General features: G+C 42.5%; 18 protein-coding genes. 11 read left to right on the forward strand and 7 right to left on the reverse strand.

All coding sequences use genetic code 11. The features are described from left to right. Positions 1–55: 55 nt before the first annotated feature. From JWR23_RS09760 to JWR23_RS09770, 3 genes are all read left to right on the forward strand, one after another. Complete coding sequence (locus JWR23_RS09760; protein ID WP_299515678.1) at positions 56–565, forward strand: hypothetical protein; 510 nt, start codon at positions 56–58, stop codon at positions 563–565. A 96-nt stretch (positions 566–661) separates the two neighbouring features. After that, positions 662–1,168, forward strand: a complete 507-nt coding sequence (locus tag JWR23_RS09765) for a hypothetical protein (protein ID WP_299515679.1) — start codon at positions 662–664, stop codon at positions 1,166–1,168. A gap of 238 nt (positions 1,169–1,406) precedes the next feature. Beyond that, complete coding sequence (locus tag JWR23_RS09770) at positions 1,407–3,227, forward strand: ABC transporter ATP-binding protein (protein WP_299515681.1); 1,821 nt, start codon at positions 1,407–1,409, stop codon at positions 3,225–3,227. 17 nt (positions 3,228–3,244) lie between these two features. On the opposite strand, the gene JWR23_RS09775 is transcribed toward JWR23_RS09770, so the two are convergent. After that, entirely contained in the window at positions 3,245–4,588 is a 1,344-nt protein-coding gene (locus JWR23_RS09775) for a PQQ-binding-like beta-propeller repeat protein (protein ID WP_299515682.1), read from the reverse strand. A 174-nt stretch (positions 4,589–4,762) separates the two neighbouring features. Here JWR23_RS09775 and JWR23_RS09780 point away from each other — a divergent pair, with 174 nt between their 5' ends. Next, positions 4,763–6,265, forward strand: coding sequence for a PAS domain S-box protein (locus JWR23_RS09780; protein WP_299515684.1), 1,503 nt, complete (start codon positions 4,763–4,765; stop codon positions 6,263–6,265). A 151-nt stretch (positions 6,266–6,416) separates the two neighbouring features. Here the strand turns inward: JWR23_RS09780 and JWR23_RS09785 are convergent, their stop codons facing one another. Genes JWR23_RS09785 through JWR23_RS09805 form a run of 5 tightly spaced genes read right to left on the reverse strand, consistent with a single transcriptional unit; the run spans position 6,417 to position 8,778 of the window. Further along, entirely contained in the window at positions 6,417–6,995 is a 579-nt protein-coding gene (locus tag JWR23_RS09785) for a YdeI family protein (RefSeq protein ID WP_299515686.1), read from the reverse strand. A gap of 37 nt (positions 6,996–7,032) precedes the next feature. Continuing rightward, a complete protein-coding gene (locus JWR23_RS09790; RefSeq protein WP_299515687.1) occupies positions 7,033–7,599 on the reverse strand; it encodes a DUF4256 domain-containing protein in 567 nt (188 codons plus the stop codon). Next, entirely contained in the window at positions 7,596–7,985 is a 390-nt protein-coding gene (locus JWR23_RS09795; protein WP_299515688.1) for a DoxX family protein, read from the reverse strand. The genes JWR23_RS09790 and JWR23_RS09795 overlap by 4 nt, the downstream gene beginning before the upstream one ends. Positions 7,986–7,991: 6 nt before the next feature. After that, positions 7,992–8,456: an SRPBCC domain-containing protein gene (locus JWR23_RS09800; RefSeq protein WP_299515692.1), complete on the reverse strand. Its 465-nt coding sequence runs from the start codon at positions 8,454–8,456 to the stop codon at positions 7,992–7,994. A 1-nt stretch (position 8,457) separates the two neighbouring features. Beyond that, a complete protein-coding gene (locus JWR23_RS09805; protein ID WP_299515696.1) occupies positions 8,458–8,778 on the reverse strand; it encodes a helix-turn-helix transcriptional regulator in 321 nt (106 codons plus the stop codon). A gap of 289 nt (positions 8,779–9,067) precedes the next feature. On the opposite strand from JWR23_RS09805, the gene JWR23_RS09810 reads away from it, so the two are divergent. The 7 genes from JWR23_RS09810 (at position 9,068) to JWR23_RS09840 (ending at position 16,789) form a co-directional block, all read left to right on the forward strand. After that, complete coding sequence (locus JWR23_RS09810) at positions 9,068–9,454, forward strand: hypothetical protein (protein WP_299515699.1); 387 nt, start codon at positions 9,068–9,070, stop codon at positions 9,452–9,454. Between the two features lie 137 nt (positions 9,455–9,591). Continuing rightward, positions 9,592–9,837: a heavy metal-binding domain-containing protein gene (locus JWR23_RS09815; protein WP_299515710.1), complete on the forward strand. Its 246-nt coding sequence runs from the start codon at positions 9,592–9,594 to the stop codon at positions 9,835–9,837. 56 nt (positions 9,838–9,893) lie between these two features. Then, positions 9,894–11,168, forward strand: coding sequence for an efflux RND transporter permease subunit (locus JWR23_RS09820; protein ID WP_299515712.1), 1,275 nt, complete (start codon positions 9,894–9,896; stop codon positions 11,166–11,168). After that, positions 11,165–13,057 (forward strand): efflux RND transporter permease subunit, encoded by a 1,893-nt coding sequence (locus JWR23_RS09825; RefSeq protein WP_299515713.1) that lies wholly within the window; start codon positions 11,165–11,167, stop codon positions 13,055–13,057. The genes JWR23_RS09820 and JWR23_RS09825 overlap by 4 nt, the downstream gene beginning before the upstream one ends. A gap of 4 nt (positions 13,058–13,061) precedes the next feature. Then, entirely contained in the window at positions 13,062–14,294 is a 1,233-nt protein-coding gene (locus JWR23_RS09830) for a TolC family protein (protein WP_299515714.1), read from the forward strand. Further along, on the forward strand, positions 14,269–15,546 hold the full coding sequence (locus JWR23_RS09835) for an HlyD family efflux transporter periplasmic adaptor subunit (RefSeq protein ID WP_299515715.1): 1,278 nt from the start codon (positions 14,269–14,271) through the stop codon (positions 15,544–15,546). The genes JWR23_RS09830 and JWR23_RS09835 overlap by 26 nt, the downstream gene beginning before the upstream one ends. After that, complete coding sequence (locus JWR23_RS09840) at positions 15,539–16,789, forward strand: efflux RND transporter periplasmic adaptor subunit (protein ID WP_299515717.1); 1,251 nt, start codon at positions 15,539–15,541, stop codon at positions 16,787–16,789. The genes JWR23_RS09835 and JWR23_RS09840 overlap by 8 nt, the downstream gene beginning before the upstream one ends. A 453-nt stretch (positions 16,790–17,242) precedes the next feature. Here the strand turns inward: JWR23_RS09840 and JWR23_RS09845 are convergent, their stop codons facing one another. Next, positions 17,243–17,743, reverse strand: a complete 501-nt coding sequence (locus JWR23_RS09845) for a hypothetical protein (RefSeq protein ID WP_299515719.1) — start codon at positions 17,741–17,743, stop codon at positions 17,243–17,245. Positions 17,744–17,845: the final 102 nt, after the last annotated feature.

Consider the following 17,845-nt stretch of genomic DNA (forward strand, 5'->3'; position numbering starts at 1 on the left):
ATACCAGCCATATTACTATTTTTAACACTAATTAATTAATCTGCATTTAATGATTATGAAAAACTTACTATTCCTGCTCGCCTTTTGTACCACTATTACTTTTGCACAAGAAACCGTAAAACAAACCAGCCAGTTCAGTATTAGCGGACAGGTTAAAAAGGCGTCGGTTATTACCATGGATTCGCTAAAGCAGTATTCCATACAAACCATTGGCGATATTAAGGTTACCGATCATACCGGTGCGTTTAAGCACGAGGATGACAAGCTAAAAGGTATCCTGGTAAAAGACATTTTAAGCCATACTGCTTTTGATGTAAGCAGCCCAAAGCTGTTAAGTACCGTTTACTTTCAATTTACAGGCGCTGATGGTTATAAGGTTGTTTACTCGTGGAACGAATTGTTTAATACCGAAGTGGGAAATCATGTATATATCATCATGGAAAAAAACGGCATAAAAGCTGCCGATATGAAAGAAAGCCTGCAAATGACCTCCATGATGGATTTTAAAACCGGCAGGCGGTATTTACATAACCTGGATAAAGTTATTGTATCAGCAGTAAAATAATTCTTTGCCACTTATTTCCTGCACGGGGCTCCCTGCATGAGCAAAAACTTTTTTATATAACAATTGTTCCACAGCATATTACTAAGAACCTCCGTTATGAAAAAGTTGATTTTTATCACCGTCCTGCTTTTAAGCAGCTTTAGCCCCAAATTTGCTGATGCGCAGATCAGTATCCGTGTCAATATCGGCAGCCAGCCGGATTGGGGACCTGTTGGTTATGATTATGCCGATTATTATTATATACCTGATATAGACACCTATTATTCCGTACCGGCACATCAATACATCTACTATCAAAATAATAGCTGGGTGCGGACCACTTATCTGCCGGCAAGATATCGGAATTACGACCTTTATCGCGGGTATAAGGTGGTGATCAATGACCGTGATCCATGGCTAAGAAATAACAGCTACCGAACCAGATACGCCAATTACCGGGGGCGTACCGGTCAGGTCATCATCAGGGACAGCAAGGATGAAAAATACAACAAGCACTGGAATAAACAGATGGAAAAAGATGATAAGAAACAGTACAAAGAACAAGAGAAAGAATTTAAGCATGCAGACAAGCAATGGAAAAAAGAGCATAAACACGATCGATAAGAAAATTGCAGACTGACAAAGACAATAAGGCCGGGTAAAACTTAATTACTGTCTTCTTCCAATTAATTAGCAATGTTATAATCACACGGCAGTTATCGCTTATTGCGGGCGTCTTAGCACTAACCATTTCTATAACCAACTTCGTAAATTTTCAGGATATGGATTTTTACCTGGCGGTGTCATTTCCGGCGGGTTATTAGTGATAGCTTTGTTTATTAACAAAATGCAGTGAGGGCTTATGGCTAAAACAATACCAAAATCTGATCTTTCTTTTAAACAACGGTTCGCGGCTTTAAAGAACCTGCCGGAACTATTCAGGCTCGTATGGCAAAGCAGCCCACGCAAAACAACGCTGAGTTTCCTGCTGCGTATCGCCCGCTCGGCGATGCCCGTAACTTTGCTGTATGTGGGCAAGCTCATCATCGACCAGGTGGTGCTCCTCAACCGGCACGGCGGAAGCCAGCACGAATTGTGGCAACTGGTGCTGATAGAGTTTGGGCTGGCAGTGCTGACCGATGGTCTGAACAGGATGATCAACCTGACGGACAGCCTGCTCGGCGACTTGTTTTCTAATTATACCTCCATGCGCATTATGCGCCATGCGGCCACGCTTGATCTGGACCAATTCGAGGATTCGGTTTTCTATGATAAACTGGAAAGGGCCCGGCAGCAAACCGTCGGCCGCAGCGTCTTGTTATCACAGGTGATGAGCCAGGTACAGGACCTGATCTCAATGGCTTTTCTCCTGACAGTGCTATTGGCTTTTAACCCCTGGCTGATCGTGTTATTGCTGATTGCTATTATTCCCTCGTTTTTAGGGGAATCTTATTTCAACAGTCGAAACTATGCGCTTACACGGAGCCAGACGCCAGAACGGCGGGAACTGGATTATGTGCGTTATTTGGGTGCCAGTGATGAGACAGCGAAAGAAATAAAAATATTTGGCCTGGCCGATTTTATCACCAGTCGTTTTAAGACCCTTTCCGATCAGTTTTATGCCGATAATAGCAAACTGGCGGTCAAGCGCTCGGGTTGGGGGTTGTTCTTTTCTGTGTTAGGTAGCATCGGCTACTATGCGGCTTACGGGTTTATTATTTACCAAACGGTAACCGGGAAAGCTACGGTAGGTACCTTAACCTTTTTGGCAGGGTCTTTCCGCCAGCTGAGCGCCCTGATGGAAAGTATGCTGAACCGCTTTACTACCGTGTCTCAGGGTGCCATTTATCTGAATGATTTTTTAGAGTTCTTCGAGATCAAACCAAAGATAAGCGTAGCTGCTAAACCCCTGCCATTTCCAAACCCGGTTAAACAGGGCTTTACTTTTGAGGATGTTGGCTTCAGGTATCACCATGCAGAGAATTGGGCCAACCGGCACTTGAACTTTACTTTGCATCCCGGCGAAAAATTAGCGTTGGTTGGTGAGAATGGCGCGGGCAAAACTACGTTGGTAAAGTTGCTGGCCCGGCTTTACGATCCGACTGAAGGACGTATATTATTGGATGGAGCAGACCTTAAGGAATACGCTATCGAAGATCTCCGTTTAAATTTAGGCATTATTTTCCAGGACTACATTCGTTATCAAATGACCTTTTCCCAAAATATTGCGGTGGGTAATATCGGCGAAGTAGACAATAAAGTTTTGATCCAAAAGGCGGCACGGGAAAGCCTGGCGGATGCGCTGGCTGAAAAACTACCTAACCGGTACGAGCAATGGCTGGGCAGGCGGTTTAACAATGGTGTGGAGCTATCGGGGGGCGAATGGCAAAAAGTAGCGCTGGCCCGGGCATATATGAAAGATGCGCAGGTGCTGATCCTGGATGAGCCTACAGCTGCATTGGATGCACGGGCAGAATATGAAGTGTTTCAGCGGTTCGCTGAGCTAACCAAAGGGAAATCGGCGGTGTTGATCTCGCACCGCTTCTCTACCGCCAGGCTGGCCGACCGGATCATCGTTTTAGATAAAGGCACCATACTGGAAGCAGGGACCCATCAGGAGCTGCTGGCTGAAAACGGCCGCTATGCTGAACTCTTTCATTTACAGGCAATGGGCTATAAATAATCGCCTTGTTTGTTTAATTAGTTCAAATTAATGGCATATAAATAACCATCAGCGCTACCAAAATATATGACATCATTACTTATCACGGGCGAAGACACTATCGGGCCGAGGGTATAAAGCTTATTCATCACTGTTACACTCGTAGCATACAAAGAGTTATTCATTCCCTTTGCAAGGAAATTAAAATCAATATCGCCCTTCGGGTTAAGCACATTAGCGGCATTTTTAGTCCGGCCAGCCGTAGAGAATTTACCGGCCAACCTGCCCGTCCGGAGATCAACCGCAAATAAACTACCCGAAAAATCTCCAAAGTAAGCCGTGTTTCCCGAAATGAAAGGTGATGAGTAAATATATCCGTTGGTCTTAAAACGTAATTTTTCCTTTCCGGTTTTAGCATCAAATGCCAGGAAAAGGAAGGTGTCTGAAGTTCCGATATAAACCGATCCATCCTTAATGGCCGCCGTTGTTAGCACCCAGGAGTTATCAGCACCATACTTCCAGACTTGTTTTCCATTATCTGCATTTAAAGCATAAAAGAAACCATCGCGCGAACCAAAATAAACCATGCCATAAGCACAGGTTGGAGACGACTGAATACCTTCCAATAGATGATAAACAGGTTGTTTACCGGTCGCGAATTTCCATTCCAACTTACCCGTGCGCGCATCCAGAGCATACAGAAAGGTATCCCAACTACCAATATAAACTTTGCCCTGGTATAATGCCGGGCTTGCGCGAATGATGCCGTTGGTTTTAAATGCCCACTTCTTTTTACCGGTATGAGCGTTTAAGGCATACAAGTTACCATCACTACTTCCAAAATAAACGGTAAGATCTTTATCATTCAAATCAAGCACGGGCGATGAAAGAAAAAAATCATACTGATCTTCCATATATTGATCCTTAGGGCTCATAGTCCATAAGCCCTTTGCTCCAACTTTTCGTTCCCCGGCTGTTTTAAATTTCCAAACTAATTTACCGGTAGCCGCATTCAATGAATAATAATAGCCATCATAACTGCCAAAGTATACTATATTTTTGTACACTGCCGGCGATGAATGCACTGCACCTCCCGTAGTAAATTTCCACAAAAGCTTACCGGTTTGTAAATTAATGGCATACAGGTTATGGTCTTCGCTGCCTATATAGGCTATATCTTTACAGATGGCCGGTGAAGAAAATACTTTCCCCCGGGTTTTAAACCTCCATTTGATATCTCCCAATCCGGTATGATTATTTAAAGAATAAGCGCCAATGCGTATTCCGGAGGTTTGGAATATACCATATGCAACATCAGAATGATTTTGAGCATTGGTAGCATTCATCCATAAAAATGCAATAGCAAAAAGATACTTAATCATAGTCTTGATGATTGGTTATGAATAAAGAGACACCGAATGTAATAATAATAGACATATGTATTAAAAATCATTAACGCCCGAAATGTGATTATCGCTAAACAAAACACTATTTTTAACGTATAATGCGAACACTTCGCAACTTTTGTTTACTTTATATAATAACAATACGCTCACATGTCAACCAAACTCGACCTTTACCAGAAAGTTATACCGCTTGCTCATTTGGGAGTATGGGAAAGGAACATAGAAAAAGACGAGGGTTACTGGAACTCTGTTGTGCGGGAAATTTTTGAAGTTGGTCCTGTTTATTATCTGGACCTGGAAAAGACCATCGGACTTTATTCAGATGCTGCAGCTATCAGAAAACTAATTGATAATGCTATAAAAACAGGCGAGCCGGAAACCGGCGACTTTCAAATAACTACCACCAGCGGCAATATTAAATGGGTAAAGGTATACATCAAGGCCGGTTTTGAGGATGGCAAATGCACGGTTATCTACGGAACCCTTGAAGATATAACCGCCCAGGTGACCCTGGTTAACAGCCTGGCCGAGCAGCAAGAACAGTTTCACCACGCGTTTGACTACGCGCCTATCGGCATGGCCCTGGTTTCTACCCGGGGCGACTGGATCAAGGTAAACAAAATGCTGTGCCAGATGCTGGGCCGGGAAGAACAACAATTGTTAAAAGCGACCTTTCAGGACATCACCCATCCGGATGACCTTGACACTGACCTGCAGCAGATGCACCAGCTACTGGACGGCCAGATCGCCAGTTACCAAATGGACAAGCGGTATTTCCATGAAAGTGGCAATATTATATGGGCGTCTTTACATGTCACTTTGGTTCGCAATCAACAGGGCCAGCCGTTGTATTTCGTTTCTCAGATCCAGGACATAACAGAAAGAAAAAAGCATTTGGATAGGCTGCAGGCGGATATAGAAGAACGCAAGCTACTGGAACGCGAGCGCACACAGGCGCTGGAGATCATTAACGCTCAAAACGAACGCTTGCTGAACTTTGCTCACATTGTTTCCCACAACCTGCGGTCGCATGCCGGCAATATCCAGATGCTGACAGATATGATCCTGAAGGAAGAGGATGTGGACGAAAAAAACGAGCTGATCAGTATGTTGGGAATAAATGCGGTCAACTTACAACAAACGCTGTTGCATTTAAACGAAGTGGTTGATGTGAACGCTACAGGAGCAGAAAGCCTCAAACGATTAAATCTGGTCAGAGAGATTCGTAAAATCGGGGCGGTATTGTCTGGATCATTGAAACAGGCGAGCGCTGAACTTTCCATTAAGGTAGCGCCAGCCATTGAGATCGAATACAACCCGGCATACCTTGAAAGCATTTTGCTCAACTTGCTGAGCAACGGCATCAAATACCGCAATCCCGAAAAAGCACTGAAAATCTGCATACAGGCTTATATGAACAATGGGCAGCTTATCCTTGAGATTGAGGATAATGGTTTAGGTATAAACCTTGACCTTCATGGCCAGAAAATTTTCGGTATGTATAAAACATTTCATGGCAATAAAGATGCCCACGGCATTGGACTATTTCTGGTCAAAAACCAGGTAGAGGCCATGGGAGGAAACATTACTGTGGAAAGCAATCAGGGAGAAGGGACCATTTTTAGAATTGAGTTTAAAAAAAATGTTGCCTAAAACTCACAGGCATTTCCCTCCTGAATTCAGCGGGCGAACACTCATATAGTATGTCCAGCTCAATTATGTTTGCTCCGGGCCCTTGATAGCATTACTATACTATATAGTATAGTAACTGTCCAATAAGCTTATTTATTTCTCATTGAATTTGCTAATCATCCAATCCCTTTCCATTGAGAATTTGCTGCATACATTTTTCAACCCTGGCCTCCCGGGTTTTGGATTGTTTGGGTGCAGAAAAATAAAAAATGTATGCCCTTTGCCGTCCCGGCGTTAATGCACTAAAGGCAGCTTTCAAGGCGGGGATTTTATCTAATTTATTTTTAAATTCTTCAGGAATGATGAATTCTGCAGTCTTTTTAAAATTCACTTTCAAACCAGCTTTTTCCACCTCGATGGCTTCATAAATATAGGCTTTCAAGATAGGTTCCATCTCAACTATTTGCCGAACATTGGTGAACCGGATCTGGCGCGCCGCCTGCACATTTTCCGTTTGTTGTGTCATAACACCATTGGCATCATTTAACAAGGCCCCTTTGAAAAACAAAAGCGCGCAGTATTCTTTAAACACATGTATTAAAACTATGTTACTTTTCTGAAACGTGTAACACGGAACGCCCCACTTCAATTCTTCGGCCAGCCCACAGTCAAGAACAATCATTCTCAATTGCTCCAGTTCTTCCTGCCACTTTTTGGCTTTACTAAAATAAAAATCAACCTTTGGATTCATACTATTCTTTGTCTTAATATTAGCTGTTTGTACAAATTCAGATTTTTAGCGAGCCGCGGAAACCCCTGGCGGCGTAATAAGATTCTGCTCCGTTGTGATAAACAAATACCGTATCGTAGCGCCGATCGCAAAAGATAGCCCCGCCAAGTTTTCTAATATCGGCAGGTGTTTTTACCCAACTCGATGTTTTCAAATCGAAGTTTCCAATTTTCTGCAACTCCCGATATTGTTCTACCATTAAAAGTTCAATTTCCATAGCCGCAGCCATATCAACTGCGCTATTTTCCGGTTTAAATTCTTTCCTTGCCTCCAGCGCTTCACGGTCATAACAAAGACTTCTACGGCCCTTAGGGCTTTCTGCCGAACAATCATAAAAAATGTATTCGCCCGTTTGTTTATCATAATCAACTACATCCGGTTCGCCGCCGGTTGTTTCCATTTCATTTAGCGACCATAGTTTTTCAGTATTAGCCCCTAACTTTGCTGCTACTTCGGCCCATTCAAGGCCTTTATGGCGGTTTATATTTTTCTCAAAACGAGCTTTTAATATGCCGAGTAGTTCTTCACCTTGTTGTGGCGACAATTCCTTTTTCATGCTATTCATTTATAATTAACGGAAATTATTTTTCTATTATCAGGCCTGAAATACCACGACAAAATAACAAAAACAGTTTGCATAAATGGCCCTATAATTCCTTTTAAGCTATCATCACCACTTGCCAAATGCGAAACAAGAGCCCCCGACATTGCAAAAAAGAAACCGGCATAAGCCCATTCTTTAACCAATTTAAATCGGGGAATTAAAATAGCTATTACTCCAAGTATTTTCCAGGCACCAATAATGTACAGGAAATATAATGGATAACCTAAAGGAACAACCAGGTCAACCATGCTTTTTGCATGAAATATTTGCTGCAAGCCGCTTATTGTCATGCCAAAAGCCAATAAAGCTGTGGCAACCCAATAGATAATTAATTTTCTCTTTTCCATAGTGTATTATTTTAATTTGCTTGCTACATCCTGCAAACGGTTATGTGCCATATTTATGCCTTGAGCAAAGGGTAACTGCAGCACCTGGTCTCTTTGTGCCGCCGATTCATATATTACATGCATATTGAGTTTGCTAATGTCGTCGGTAAGTTGTTCAAATTCTAAAAACTCAAGCTGAACGCCAAAAGGCATATTCTCCATTTCAAATGTCCGCGTGATCTTCCGGTTTGGGCTAAACTCATGGATTACCCCATTGAACCCGTATTTGTTTCCTTTAGCATCGGTTGTTTCAAATTGGTAACTGCCGTGCTTTTTATTTTCGAGTTTCAGCACTTTTGTTCCCATCCATTGTTCAACAATGCCGGGCTCTATATACGCTTTAAAAAGTAGTTCCAACGGCAAATCAAATTCCCTTGTAATCACTAATTCCTGTTTGCCGTCCTCGGCATTAATTTTTGTTTTTTGTACCACGTTATTTGCTTTTATATTTTTTCATAATGGTTTCTAATTTATTGAATCGGTCTTCCCACATTTGGCGGAATGGCTCAATGAAGTCGGCTACCTCTTTCATTTTTTTTGCATTAATATGATAGTGAATCTCTCTGCCGTTTTGCTCTTGTTTAAGCAATTCGCACTCGGTGAGTATTTGCAGGTGTTTTGAAACAGTGGGCCTGGCGGTGTCAAAGTTTGTAGCTATGGCTCCGGCAGTCATGGATTGTGAGGCTACCAATAGAAGTATGGCCCTTCTTGTCGGGTCTGCTATGGCTTGAAATACGTCTCGTCTTAAATTCATTATGTAGCTATTTGACTACAAATATACATGTAGTTATTTAACTACACAAATTCTTTTTCAATTGTGGCCCGGCCTTATGCCACGGCAACATCAGCCTTGTAAACAGTTGATTTTATCTGATGTGCAAAGGGTTGCGGCAAGCTAAACTGCCTGGACTATTGCAATAAAAGCTGCAAAGCTTGAGAAGAATGTACGACTAATGTAAATAAATAAGGAAGCCGCCTCAGTAAAGAGGCGGCTTTATAACTATATTAGAAAACAAAACGTATAATTTTATTATCTTCGAATTGTGAAACGCACCGCGCTTATATCATTAACAGTTATTTACCTGCTTTCGGCATTAGGTATCACTGTTAGTAGTTTTTATTGCTGCGGTAAACTGGAATCTACCAGTATTTCTTTTGACAGCGCTCAAAAATCGATTTGCAAAATGGCAACAGGCTTACCGGGTTGCTGTAAAACAAAAACGCAATTGTTAAAAGTAAAGGATCAGCATGTTGGTTCAGAGTCTTTCAGTTTGAATGCCAATTTGTTCAATGCCATTATCCCCACTTGTTTAATAGTAGATTTCAGCGTTTATAGCTTCAAACCTGAATATACCGCTTTTAACAGTCATGCACCGCCTGATCAGGCTAAAACACCTGTTTATATCCTTAACTGTAACTACAGAGTCTAATCTGTGCCTTTTCTTTATAGCCTTACGATCCGTAAACCGGCTATCCTTTGAATTAAAATCCATCATCTTAATTTATAATCAACGCATCAGGCATAATATGGCCTGATGCCATTTATTCATTTTTTAATTTTAACAACATGAAAAAAGCAATGCTGATGGCGGTAGCCATTCTGTTTTCCGCCGCTACCGTTTTCGCCACAAATGGCACAAACCCGGTATCCGACACCACCAAAACTAAAAAGGTTAAACCAGTAAAGGTTCAGTACACCTGTACCATGCACCCGGAAGTATTAAGTGACAAGCCCGGTAAATGTCCTAAATGCGGCATGGCCCTGGTGAAAAAGGAACCCGCAAAAAAGAAGGCTGAAACAATGAAAATGTAATTCATTTAAGCCCGTCTGTCGGCCAGCCGGCAGATGGGCTTATCAAACTTTTTAAGATGATCAATCAACTTATTTCCCTGTCTCTAAAAAACAGGTATATCGTATTACTGATTGCCATAGCCCTCTTTGCCTGGGGAGCTTATGCAGTACGTGAAAATCCCATTGATGCCATTCCGGATCTATCGGAAAACCAGGTGATCGTATTTACGGAATGGCAGGGCCGCAGCCCCCAGATCATGGAAGATCAGGTAACCTATCCGCTGGTGAGTAACCTGCAGGGCATCCCAAAAGTTAAAGCGATCCGGGCTACGTCCATGTTCGGAATGAGTTTTGTCTATGTTGTTTTCCAGGATAATACAGATGTTTATTGGGCACGCAGCCGTGTACTGGAAAGGCTCAGTTATGCCCAGCGCTTGCTGCCCGAAGGGATCACACCAAGTTTAGGACCCGATGGCACAGGTGTAGGCCATATCTTATGGTACACGCTGGATGCCAAAGGGATTAACCTGGGCGAGCAAAGGGCGTTACAGGACTGGTATATAAAATTTGGATTGCAAACCGTTCCGGGCGTAAGTGAGGTAGCTTCATTTGGCGGTTTTGAAAAGCAATACCAGATCAATATTGATCCGCATAAACTCAGCTATTATAATATTCCCCTATCGCGGGTGCTCAAAGCGGTTAAAAGTAATAATAATGATGTAGGCGGGCGCAAGTTTGAAATGAACGGTACCGGTTATATTGTACGCGGCCTGGGTTATATTAAAAGTTTACAAGATGTGGGAAACATATCCATCGGAACCATCAAAACCGTACCTGTCAGAGTAAAGGATATAGCAACCGTGCAAATGGGCGGCGACCTGCGCCTGGGCATATTTGATCAGAATGGAGAAGGGGAAGCGGTTGGCGGTATTGTGGTGATGCGTTACGGAGAAAATGCGGATAAGGTCATTCATGCGGTGAAGGATAAAATGGCCGATATCCAAAAAGGTTTACCGCCGGGTGTGAAATTTAAGATCGCTTATGACCGGAGTGAACTGATCGAAAGCGCTATCGGGTCGGTCAAACGTACGTTGATCGAGGAAATGATCACGGTGTCTATCATCGTTATCCTGTTTTTATTGAGTTTTAAAAGTGCGTTAAGTATCATTATTCAAATTCCCATTACCATCGCGGCCAGCTTTATCCTTTTGAATGCCTTTGGCATATCCTCCAATATCATGTCCTTAACAGGCATCGCCTTAGCTATTGGTGTGATCGTGGATAACGGGATCGTGATGGTCGAAAACTCGCATCGGAATTTATCCATTGCACAAGAAAAAGAAAAATCATGACCACTGCAGAACGAATTAAAATCATAGAAGCCTCCTGCAAACAGGTTGGCCGCGGCGTGTTCTTTTCCACGCTGATCATTGTAGCTTCCTTTCTCCCGGTATTTATGCTTCAAGGCCAGGAAGGTAAACTGTTCGGCCCTTTAGCATGGACAAAAACTTTCATTCTGGCTATTGATGCCATCCTTGCGGTTACGCTGGCTCCGGTGCTGATTTCCTTTTTTCTGAAAGGCAAGTTGAGCTCAGATGACCGTAACCCATTGAACCGTTTTTTAGAACGCGTTTACCGGCCCATTTTAAACTGGTGCACCACCTGGCGCAAAACCACTATAGGTATTAATATTATCGCGTTATTAATCAGCATCCCACTTTTGTTGAGTTTGGGTAGTGAATTTATGCCACCTTTGGACGAAGGAACCATCCTGTTTATGCCGGTTACCTTACCGGATGTATCCAACTCGGAAGCCAAGCAACTGTTGCAGGTACAGGACCGGATCATTAAAAGCGTGCCGGAAGTAAAGAACGTTTTGGGTAAGGCGGGCCGGGCGAATACGGCAACCGATAATTCTCCTATCAGCATGGTGGAAACTATCATCCTGTTAAAACCCACCAGTGAATGGCGCAAGGGTATTAAAAAGGAAGATATTATCAATGAACTCAATAGCAAACTACAAATACCGGGTGTGGTGAATGGCTGGACACAGCCCATCATTAACCGGATCAATATGCTGTCTACAGGTATCCGTACCGATGTAGGTTTGAAAGTTTATGGTCAGAATTTGGATACCATTTATGCCTTGTCTAATCAAATGAAGCAGGCTTTGCAGGGTGTCAACGGTGTTAAAGATCTTTATGTCGACCCGATCACCGGGGGTAAATATTTGGATATCCAAGTCAACAAGGATGCTATTGGTAGATATGGCTTAAGTGTAGATGACGTAAACGAAGTGGTGGAAAGCGCATTAGGTGGGATGAATATTACGCCTACTATTGAAGGGCGCAGGCGTTTTAGCGTGAACCTTCGTTTGGCGCAGGATTACCGGAGTAATCTGGATGAGATCAAGCGAACACTGGTACAAACCATGAATTACGGGCCCATTCCTTTATCATCCGTTGCGGATATTAAGATCAGCGATGGACCGGCGATGATCCAGTCTGAAAATGCCTTATTAAGAGGAACGGTATTATTTAACGTACGTGATCGCGACCTGGGCAGTACTGTAAAAGAAGCACAGGGCAGACTGAATACGATGGTCAAAAGTTTACCTAAAGGCTATTTTATCGAGTGGAGCGGACAGTATGAGAATTTGATCAGGGCAGAGCGTACCTTAAAGCTCATTCTTCCTATTGTATTGGTCATCATTTTTGGTTGCCTGTATTTTGCATTCCACTCTATCCGCGAAGCTTTTTTCAGTTTGATCAGTATTCCGTTTGCGCTGATCGGCGGGGCTTATATGGTGTATTTCTTTGGGGTGCATTTATCGGTTGCCGTAGCTGTCGGCTTTATCGCACTCTTTGGTATAGCCGTAGAAACGGGTATAGTCATGGTGATCTATCTCAATGATGCAATGCAGCAATTAGTGGCTTTAAAAGGCAATAGTAAAGAAACCATTACCCGTGAAGACCTGCGCACTTATGTGATGAACGGTGCAGTAAAACGCTTACGGCCAAAACTCATGACAGTTTGCGTGGCCCTGTTTGGTTTAGTGCCCGTACTGTGGGCTACCGGAACAGGAAGCGATGTGATGCTGCCCATCGTGCTGCCGATGATCGGCGGGGTATTAACTTCTTCCACCCATATTTTACTCGTTACCCCCTTGATCTTTTTAATGGTGAAGGAATACGAATTAAGAAAGCATGGCAAACTGGAAGTATTGGATGTAAAGGAATAAGATCATGAAAACAACATATCAAATTATATTTACAATGCTCATCAGTTTCGCGGGCGTCAGTACTGTGAAAGCACAGCGATTGTCTTTAGACAGTGTTTTGGCATGTATTACTGCTAACCCTGTGTTGCAGGCTTATGATGCCAAAATTAGTGCGCAGGATGTTTATGCTACAGGTGCTAAAAGCCTGGATGCGCCAAAGATCAGCGCTGGCCAGTACCAAACACCTTACCAGGTCAATCCCAACACGGGTTCCTTTATGATCCAGGCAGAGCAGATGTTCACCAACCCGGCAAAGCTGCGGGCGAAGGAAGATTATATGAAAGGGATGTCTAAAGTAACTGCCGAGGATAAGAACTATCTGAAAAACCAATTGATCGCCCAGGCTAAGCAATATTATTATGAACGTGTAGTGCTTGAGAAAAAGCTAACCTTATTAAAAAATACGCAAAGCCTGCTGGAGTATATGCTCAAGGATGCAAACATCCGGCTTACCTATGGCAAGGAAAAACTGCCCAATATTTACAAGGCCAAAGCAGATTTGTATCAGCTGGATAATACCCGAGAACAATTAAACAATGAGATCAGCCAAAAAAACATCATGCTCAATACGCTGATGAACCGGGATAAGCAAATGGCATTTGCCATAGATACCAGCTTTGTATTAAGGGATTATGAAACCGCTGTAACAGATACCAGCAGCCTTGCAAATGCCCGTAGTGATATTAAAGGGATCAGCCGGAATATTGATTTACAGCAATTGAATGCCAAAATGGAATACAGCAAGCGCAAGCCCGATTTTGGTCTCCAGGCGGGGCATATGTTCAGCTATGGGGGAATGGCTAACCAATATATTTTGATGGCTTCGGTGACTATACCCATCGTACCCTGGGCATCTGCAGCATATAAGGCTAACCTGAAAGGTATCCGGTATGAGGTAGCTGAACTACAGCAAAAGAAACTGGATATGCTGAACCAGGCCGAAGGTAAGCTGGCCGGTTTAAGAACTGATATGAGCAGCAAAAAAAGGCAGCTCAAAAATTATAACCAAAACATCATTCCTGCTTTGCAGAATACTTATAAAACATCCTTACTGGCTTATGAGCAGAATACCGGCGATCTGCCATCAGTATTGGACAGCATCAAAGGTTTGCAGTCGGCCAGGATGGATGCATTAGACCGTTTGCAGGAACTTTTATTAGTACAGGTAGCTTATGAAAAAGAAAATGAAACCCATTAGGATCATATTGGCCAGCTTCTTGTTAATCACGATGCTGATTAGTGCCTGCTCGGATAAAAAAGAGAAATCAGCTACATTTGTTACAGCACAGGTAAAAAGCGATATCAAATATACCTGCCCGATGCACCCGCAGATACTGGAAGATCATCCGGGTAATTGCCCGATCTGCGGTATGACCCTGGTTAAAAAATCAGGTCAGGCCAGTGAGCGGGCAGGCATCAGTCTGAATACGGTATTGCAGCCGGTTAATTCATCGGTGATAGCTGACATTGATGCAATCAGCCCTGAAGAAAAATCAGTATCAACTCAAATTGTGGCCCAGGGTTACCTGGATTTTGATACCCGGACATTTAATAACATTGCGGCCCGCTTTTCGGGGCGTATCGAAAAGCTGTACATCAAATACGCATTTCAGGAAATACATGTAGGCCAACGCATTTTTGATATATATAGCCCGGACATGGTTGCAGCGCAGCAAGACCTGATCTACTTGAGCAAAAATTCAGCCCAAGAAACGGAATTAATCAATGCGGCCAAACAAAAACTATTGTTATTGGGAATGACCATGCCACAAGTGGACCAGGTAGTCAAAAGCGGTAAACCATTTTATAGCCTGCCAGTGTACAGTCCCTATGAAGGACACGTTCATGATATGCCGCATAGTCAAATGGCTGGTGCTGCGAATACCGCAGCGCCATCGGATTTGGCTAACAATCTTCCGCTTTCCATCAAAGAGGGAATGTATGTAGAAAAAGGGCAGAATATTTTTAATGTGGTCAATCCACATAAATTATGGGCAGTGATCAAGATCGATCCATCGGCAGTTTCCGCTTTAAGAATAAACCAGCGGGTAATGATCACCTTACCGGATATGCCCGGCAAAACGATCAGCGGGAAAGTCAACTTTATTGAACCGACCTTACAGGACGGAGATAAAACTACCAGTATCCGGGTTTATATTGACAATATGGATCATGCCCTGAAAGTAAACAGCCTGGTCAGGGCTTTCATCCAAACCGGATCAGCAAAAGGCTTATGGATACCAAGATCGGCATTATTAGACTTAGGCCGTACAAAAGTAGTATGGCTTAAAAAAGGCAACTTGTATAAGGCACATGAAGTTAATACCGGGATTACTAACCGTATGGAGGTACAAATCACGAAAGGCTTATCCATTACCGATAGCCTGGCTTCAGATGCTCAATATTTAACAGACAGTGAAAGCTTTATTAAAACGTCAGGCAATGAATAATAAGATCAAACAATATATATGGCTAAAAGCATTTCGATTATTAGCCTTTTCCTTACTGATAGCTACGCTGTTCGCAGCGTGTAAGCAAAAACCACAGCAGGTGGCAAAAACGCAAAGTAAAACATATTATACCTGTTCCATGCACCCGCAAATCCATGAAGATCATCCGGGCAACTGCCCGATCTGCGGAATGAAACTAATCAAAGTCGAACTTGCAGGTGGGAGTAGCAGCACCGATATGAATAAGATCGATTTAACTGCTTCGCAGATCCAGTTAGCAGGTATACGGACGGATACAATTCGGGAAGAGAATGTTGGGATTGAAAAAACACTGACCGGAACGGTAACCGCTAATGAAAATACAGCAGCAGAATTAAGCGCCAGGATCGCAGGCCGGATACAACAATTATTCGTTAAAACTATCGGCGAAAAAATATCGGCGGGGCAGCCTGTGTATTCCATTTACAGTGAAGACCTGCTGGAAGCAGAAAAGGAGTACCTGCTGGCCAAACAGCAGCAAAAAGTGCTGCACAACCCGGATGTAGATTATCAGCAACTGACCAGTGCTGCCGAAAATAAATTACAATTATGGGGCTTATCTTCGGCACAGATCAGGAATTTAGCAGCATCAGGTAAAGTAGCTGCGACGACTGTGGTTTTAAGCAAAATTAGCGGAACGGTTAGCGATATAACCGTTCATGAGGGTGACTATGTGACCGAAGGTATGTCTATACTGAAAACGCAAGCCTTAAATAATTTATGGGTGGAGGCTCAATTGTATGCCAGCGAAACCGGGAATTATAAGGTAAGTGACCGGCTAATTGTTTCCTTTCCTGATTTGGGCGGACAGGTCATCGCCGGTAAGGTTGAATTTATTAATCCTGAATTATCGGATGCCTCCAAAGTAGATCTGATCAGGATCAGTATCCCTAACCCGCAGAACTTAATAAGACCAGGAATGCTGGCCTATATTTCTATTGCTAATGGCAAACAGCGTTCATTAGCCGTGCCTGCCTCTGCTATCTTAACAGATGGCCAGGGCAGTAAAGTATGGGTAAAAAATCCAAGCGGCGGCTTTTCACCCAGGATGATTAAGATAGGATCTGGAAATCCAAACTATGTGCCTGTCCTTTCGGGTTTAACTAATGGTGATATTGTCGTAACGAGTGGTGCCTATTTATTGAATAGCGAAGCAATATTTAAAAATGGGAATAATAACAGCATGAGCGGAATGAAAATGTAGCTAAAATACGCCGATTACTTATTTGTGTAATTTTACTTAACTACAATGATGGAAACCATCCATCATTTGTAATAAGATTAGGTTGAAAAATCCCAGCAGATTATGCCGCATTTCCTATCCCGGCAACAAAAATAATAATATATTCACTTTCCCGAATTGGTTCAATCTAATTTAAAATAAGGGTAAAATAAGGGTTGGCTATTAGTCAGCCCCCTCAGGGCATAGTAATCCATAGTTGGAAACTACGGATATCGGGCATTTTCCGGAATGACGATGTTGGCCAATATTCAATACCGAGCTAACAAACCCTGATCTTAGATTGATGAAAGAGGTGAGCGTGGACGCTCACAATGATTGGTCTGTTTTATACGCACGCGGTTTGGTTATTAACCAATAATTATTCATGCATTTTTATTATCAAAAGTAAAAAAGAAGGTTCTATTTTACATTGAATCAATTTGCTGACTCTTGTTTTTTTATTTTATCTAAGACATCCATAACGCCATCTACTACTCTTAGCACAAAAAATTGTTCGGCATCTTCAACATTAACAATCCATGCACTTTTTTCTCTAAAGTCTATTTTAAGAGTGGAGGTAATTGCAAAATCGAAATATTTACTTTTTACAATAGTTCTTATATCGGCAGGCATCTGCTTTTCGTTCCCAAAAGCCATATGATACACTAATTTGCCGTTCTTTGTAAACAACGCTTTGTTTACCTGGTTATTCAGAATAAAATCTACCAAATAATTTTTATCAGCCTGAAACCATATAGGTGCTTCAGCGCCTTTAAATAAACTGGCGAATGACTCTGAGACCTTTTTTGATACCTCAATTTTAGTTGCTCCACCCGAAATAGTAACCTCTTTTAGTTGGACCTGAGCAGATGCACTGTTGACCCCAATTGCTAATATTAATCCACTTAACAAAAAGGGAATAATTAATTTTTCCATGATGTCTTAATTTAAGTTTTTTAATAAACAGATTTAATATAAAGTGCAAAACTAAATCACTTTTGAGGGGTTAAATTATAGTATGCATATATACAGGCAATC

This window comes from Mucilaginibacter sp., from assembly GCF_028288205.1.
Classification (GTDB): Bacteria; Bacteroidota; Bacteroidia; order Sphingobacteriales; family Sphingobacteriaceae; genus Mucilaginibacter.

Excerpts from the sequence above, each read along its gene's own strand:
- JWR23_RS09765 (WP_299515679.1), top strand. The coding sequence starts at position 662 with ATGAAAAAGTTGATTTTTATCACCGTCCTGCTTTTAAGCAGCTTTAGC.
- JWR23_RS09820 (WP_299515712.1), top strand. The coding sequence starts at position 9,894 with ATGATCAATCAACTTATTTCCCTGTCTCTAAAAAACAGGTATATCGTA.
- JWR23_RS09775 (WP_299515682.1), bottom strand. The coding sequence starts at position 4,588 with ATGATTAAGTATCTTTTTGCTATTGCATTTTTATGGATGAATGCTACC.
- JWR23_RS09815 (WP_299515710.1), top strand. The coding sequence starts at position 9,592 with ATGAAAAAAGCAATGCTGATGGCGGTAGCCATTCTGTTTTCCGCCGCT.
- JWR23_RS09780 (WP_299515684.1), top strand. The coding sequence starts at position 4,763 with ATGTCAACCAAACTCGACCTTTACCAGAAAGTTATACCGCTTGCTCAT.
- JWR23_RS09805 (WP_299515696.1), bottom strand. The coding sequence starts at position 8,778 with ATGAATTTAAGACGAGACGTATTTCAAGCCATAGCAGACCCGACAAGA.
- JWR23_RS09830 (WP_299515714.1), top strand. The coding sequence starts at position 13,062 with ATGAAAACAACATATCAAATTATATTTACAATGCTCATCAGTTTCGCG.
- JWR23_RS09845 (WP_299515719.1), bottom strand. The coding sequence starts at position 17,743 with ATGGAAAAATTAATTATTCCCTTTTTGTTAAGTGGATTAATATTAGCA.
- JWR23_RS09790 (WP_299515687.1), bottom strand. The coding sequence starts at position 7,599 with ATGAATAGCATGAAAAAGGAATTGTCGCCACAACAAGGTGAAGAACTA.
- JWR23_RS09840 (WP_299515717.1), top strand. The coding sequence starts at position 15,539 with ATGAATAATAAGATCAAACAATATATATGGCTAAAAGCATTTCGATTA.
- JWR23_RS09825 (WP_299515713.1), top strand. The coding sequence starts at position 11,165 with ATGACCACTGCAGAACGAATTAAAATCATAGAAGCCTCCTGCAAACAG.
- JWR23_RS09835 (WP_299515715.1), top strand. The coding sequence starts at position 14,269 with ATGAAAAAGAAAATGAAACCCATTAGGATCATATTGGCCAGCTTCTTG.
- JWR23_RS09760 (WP_299515678.1), top strand. The coding sequence starts at position 56 with ATGAAAAACTTACTATTCCTGCTCGCCTTTTGTACCACTATTACTTTT.
- JWR23_RS09785 (WP_299515686.1), bottom strand. The coding sequence starts at position 6,995 with ATGAATCCAAAGGTTGATTTTTATTTTAGTAAAGCCAAAAAGTGGCAG.
- JWR23_RS09770 (WP_299515681.1), top strand. The coding sequence starts at position 1,407 with ATGGCTAAAACAATACCAAAATCTGATCTTTCTTTTAAACAACGGTTC.
- JWR23_RS09795 (WP_299515688.1), bottom strand. The coding sequence starts at position 7,985 with ATGGAAAAGAGAAAATTAATTATCTATTGGGTTGCCACAGCTTTATTG.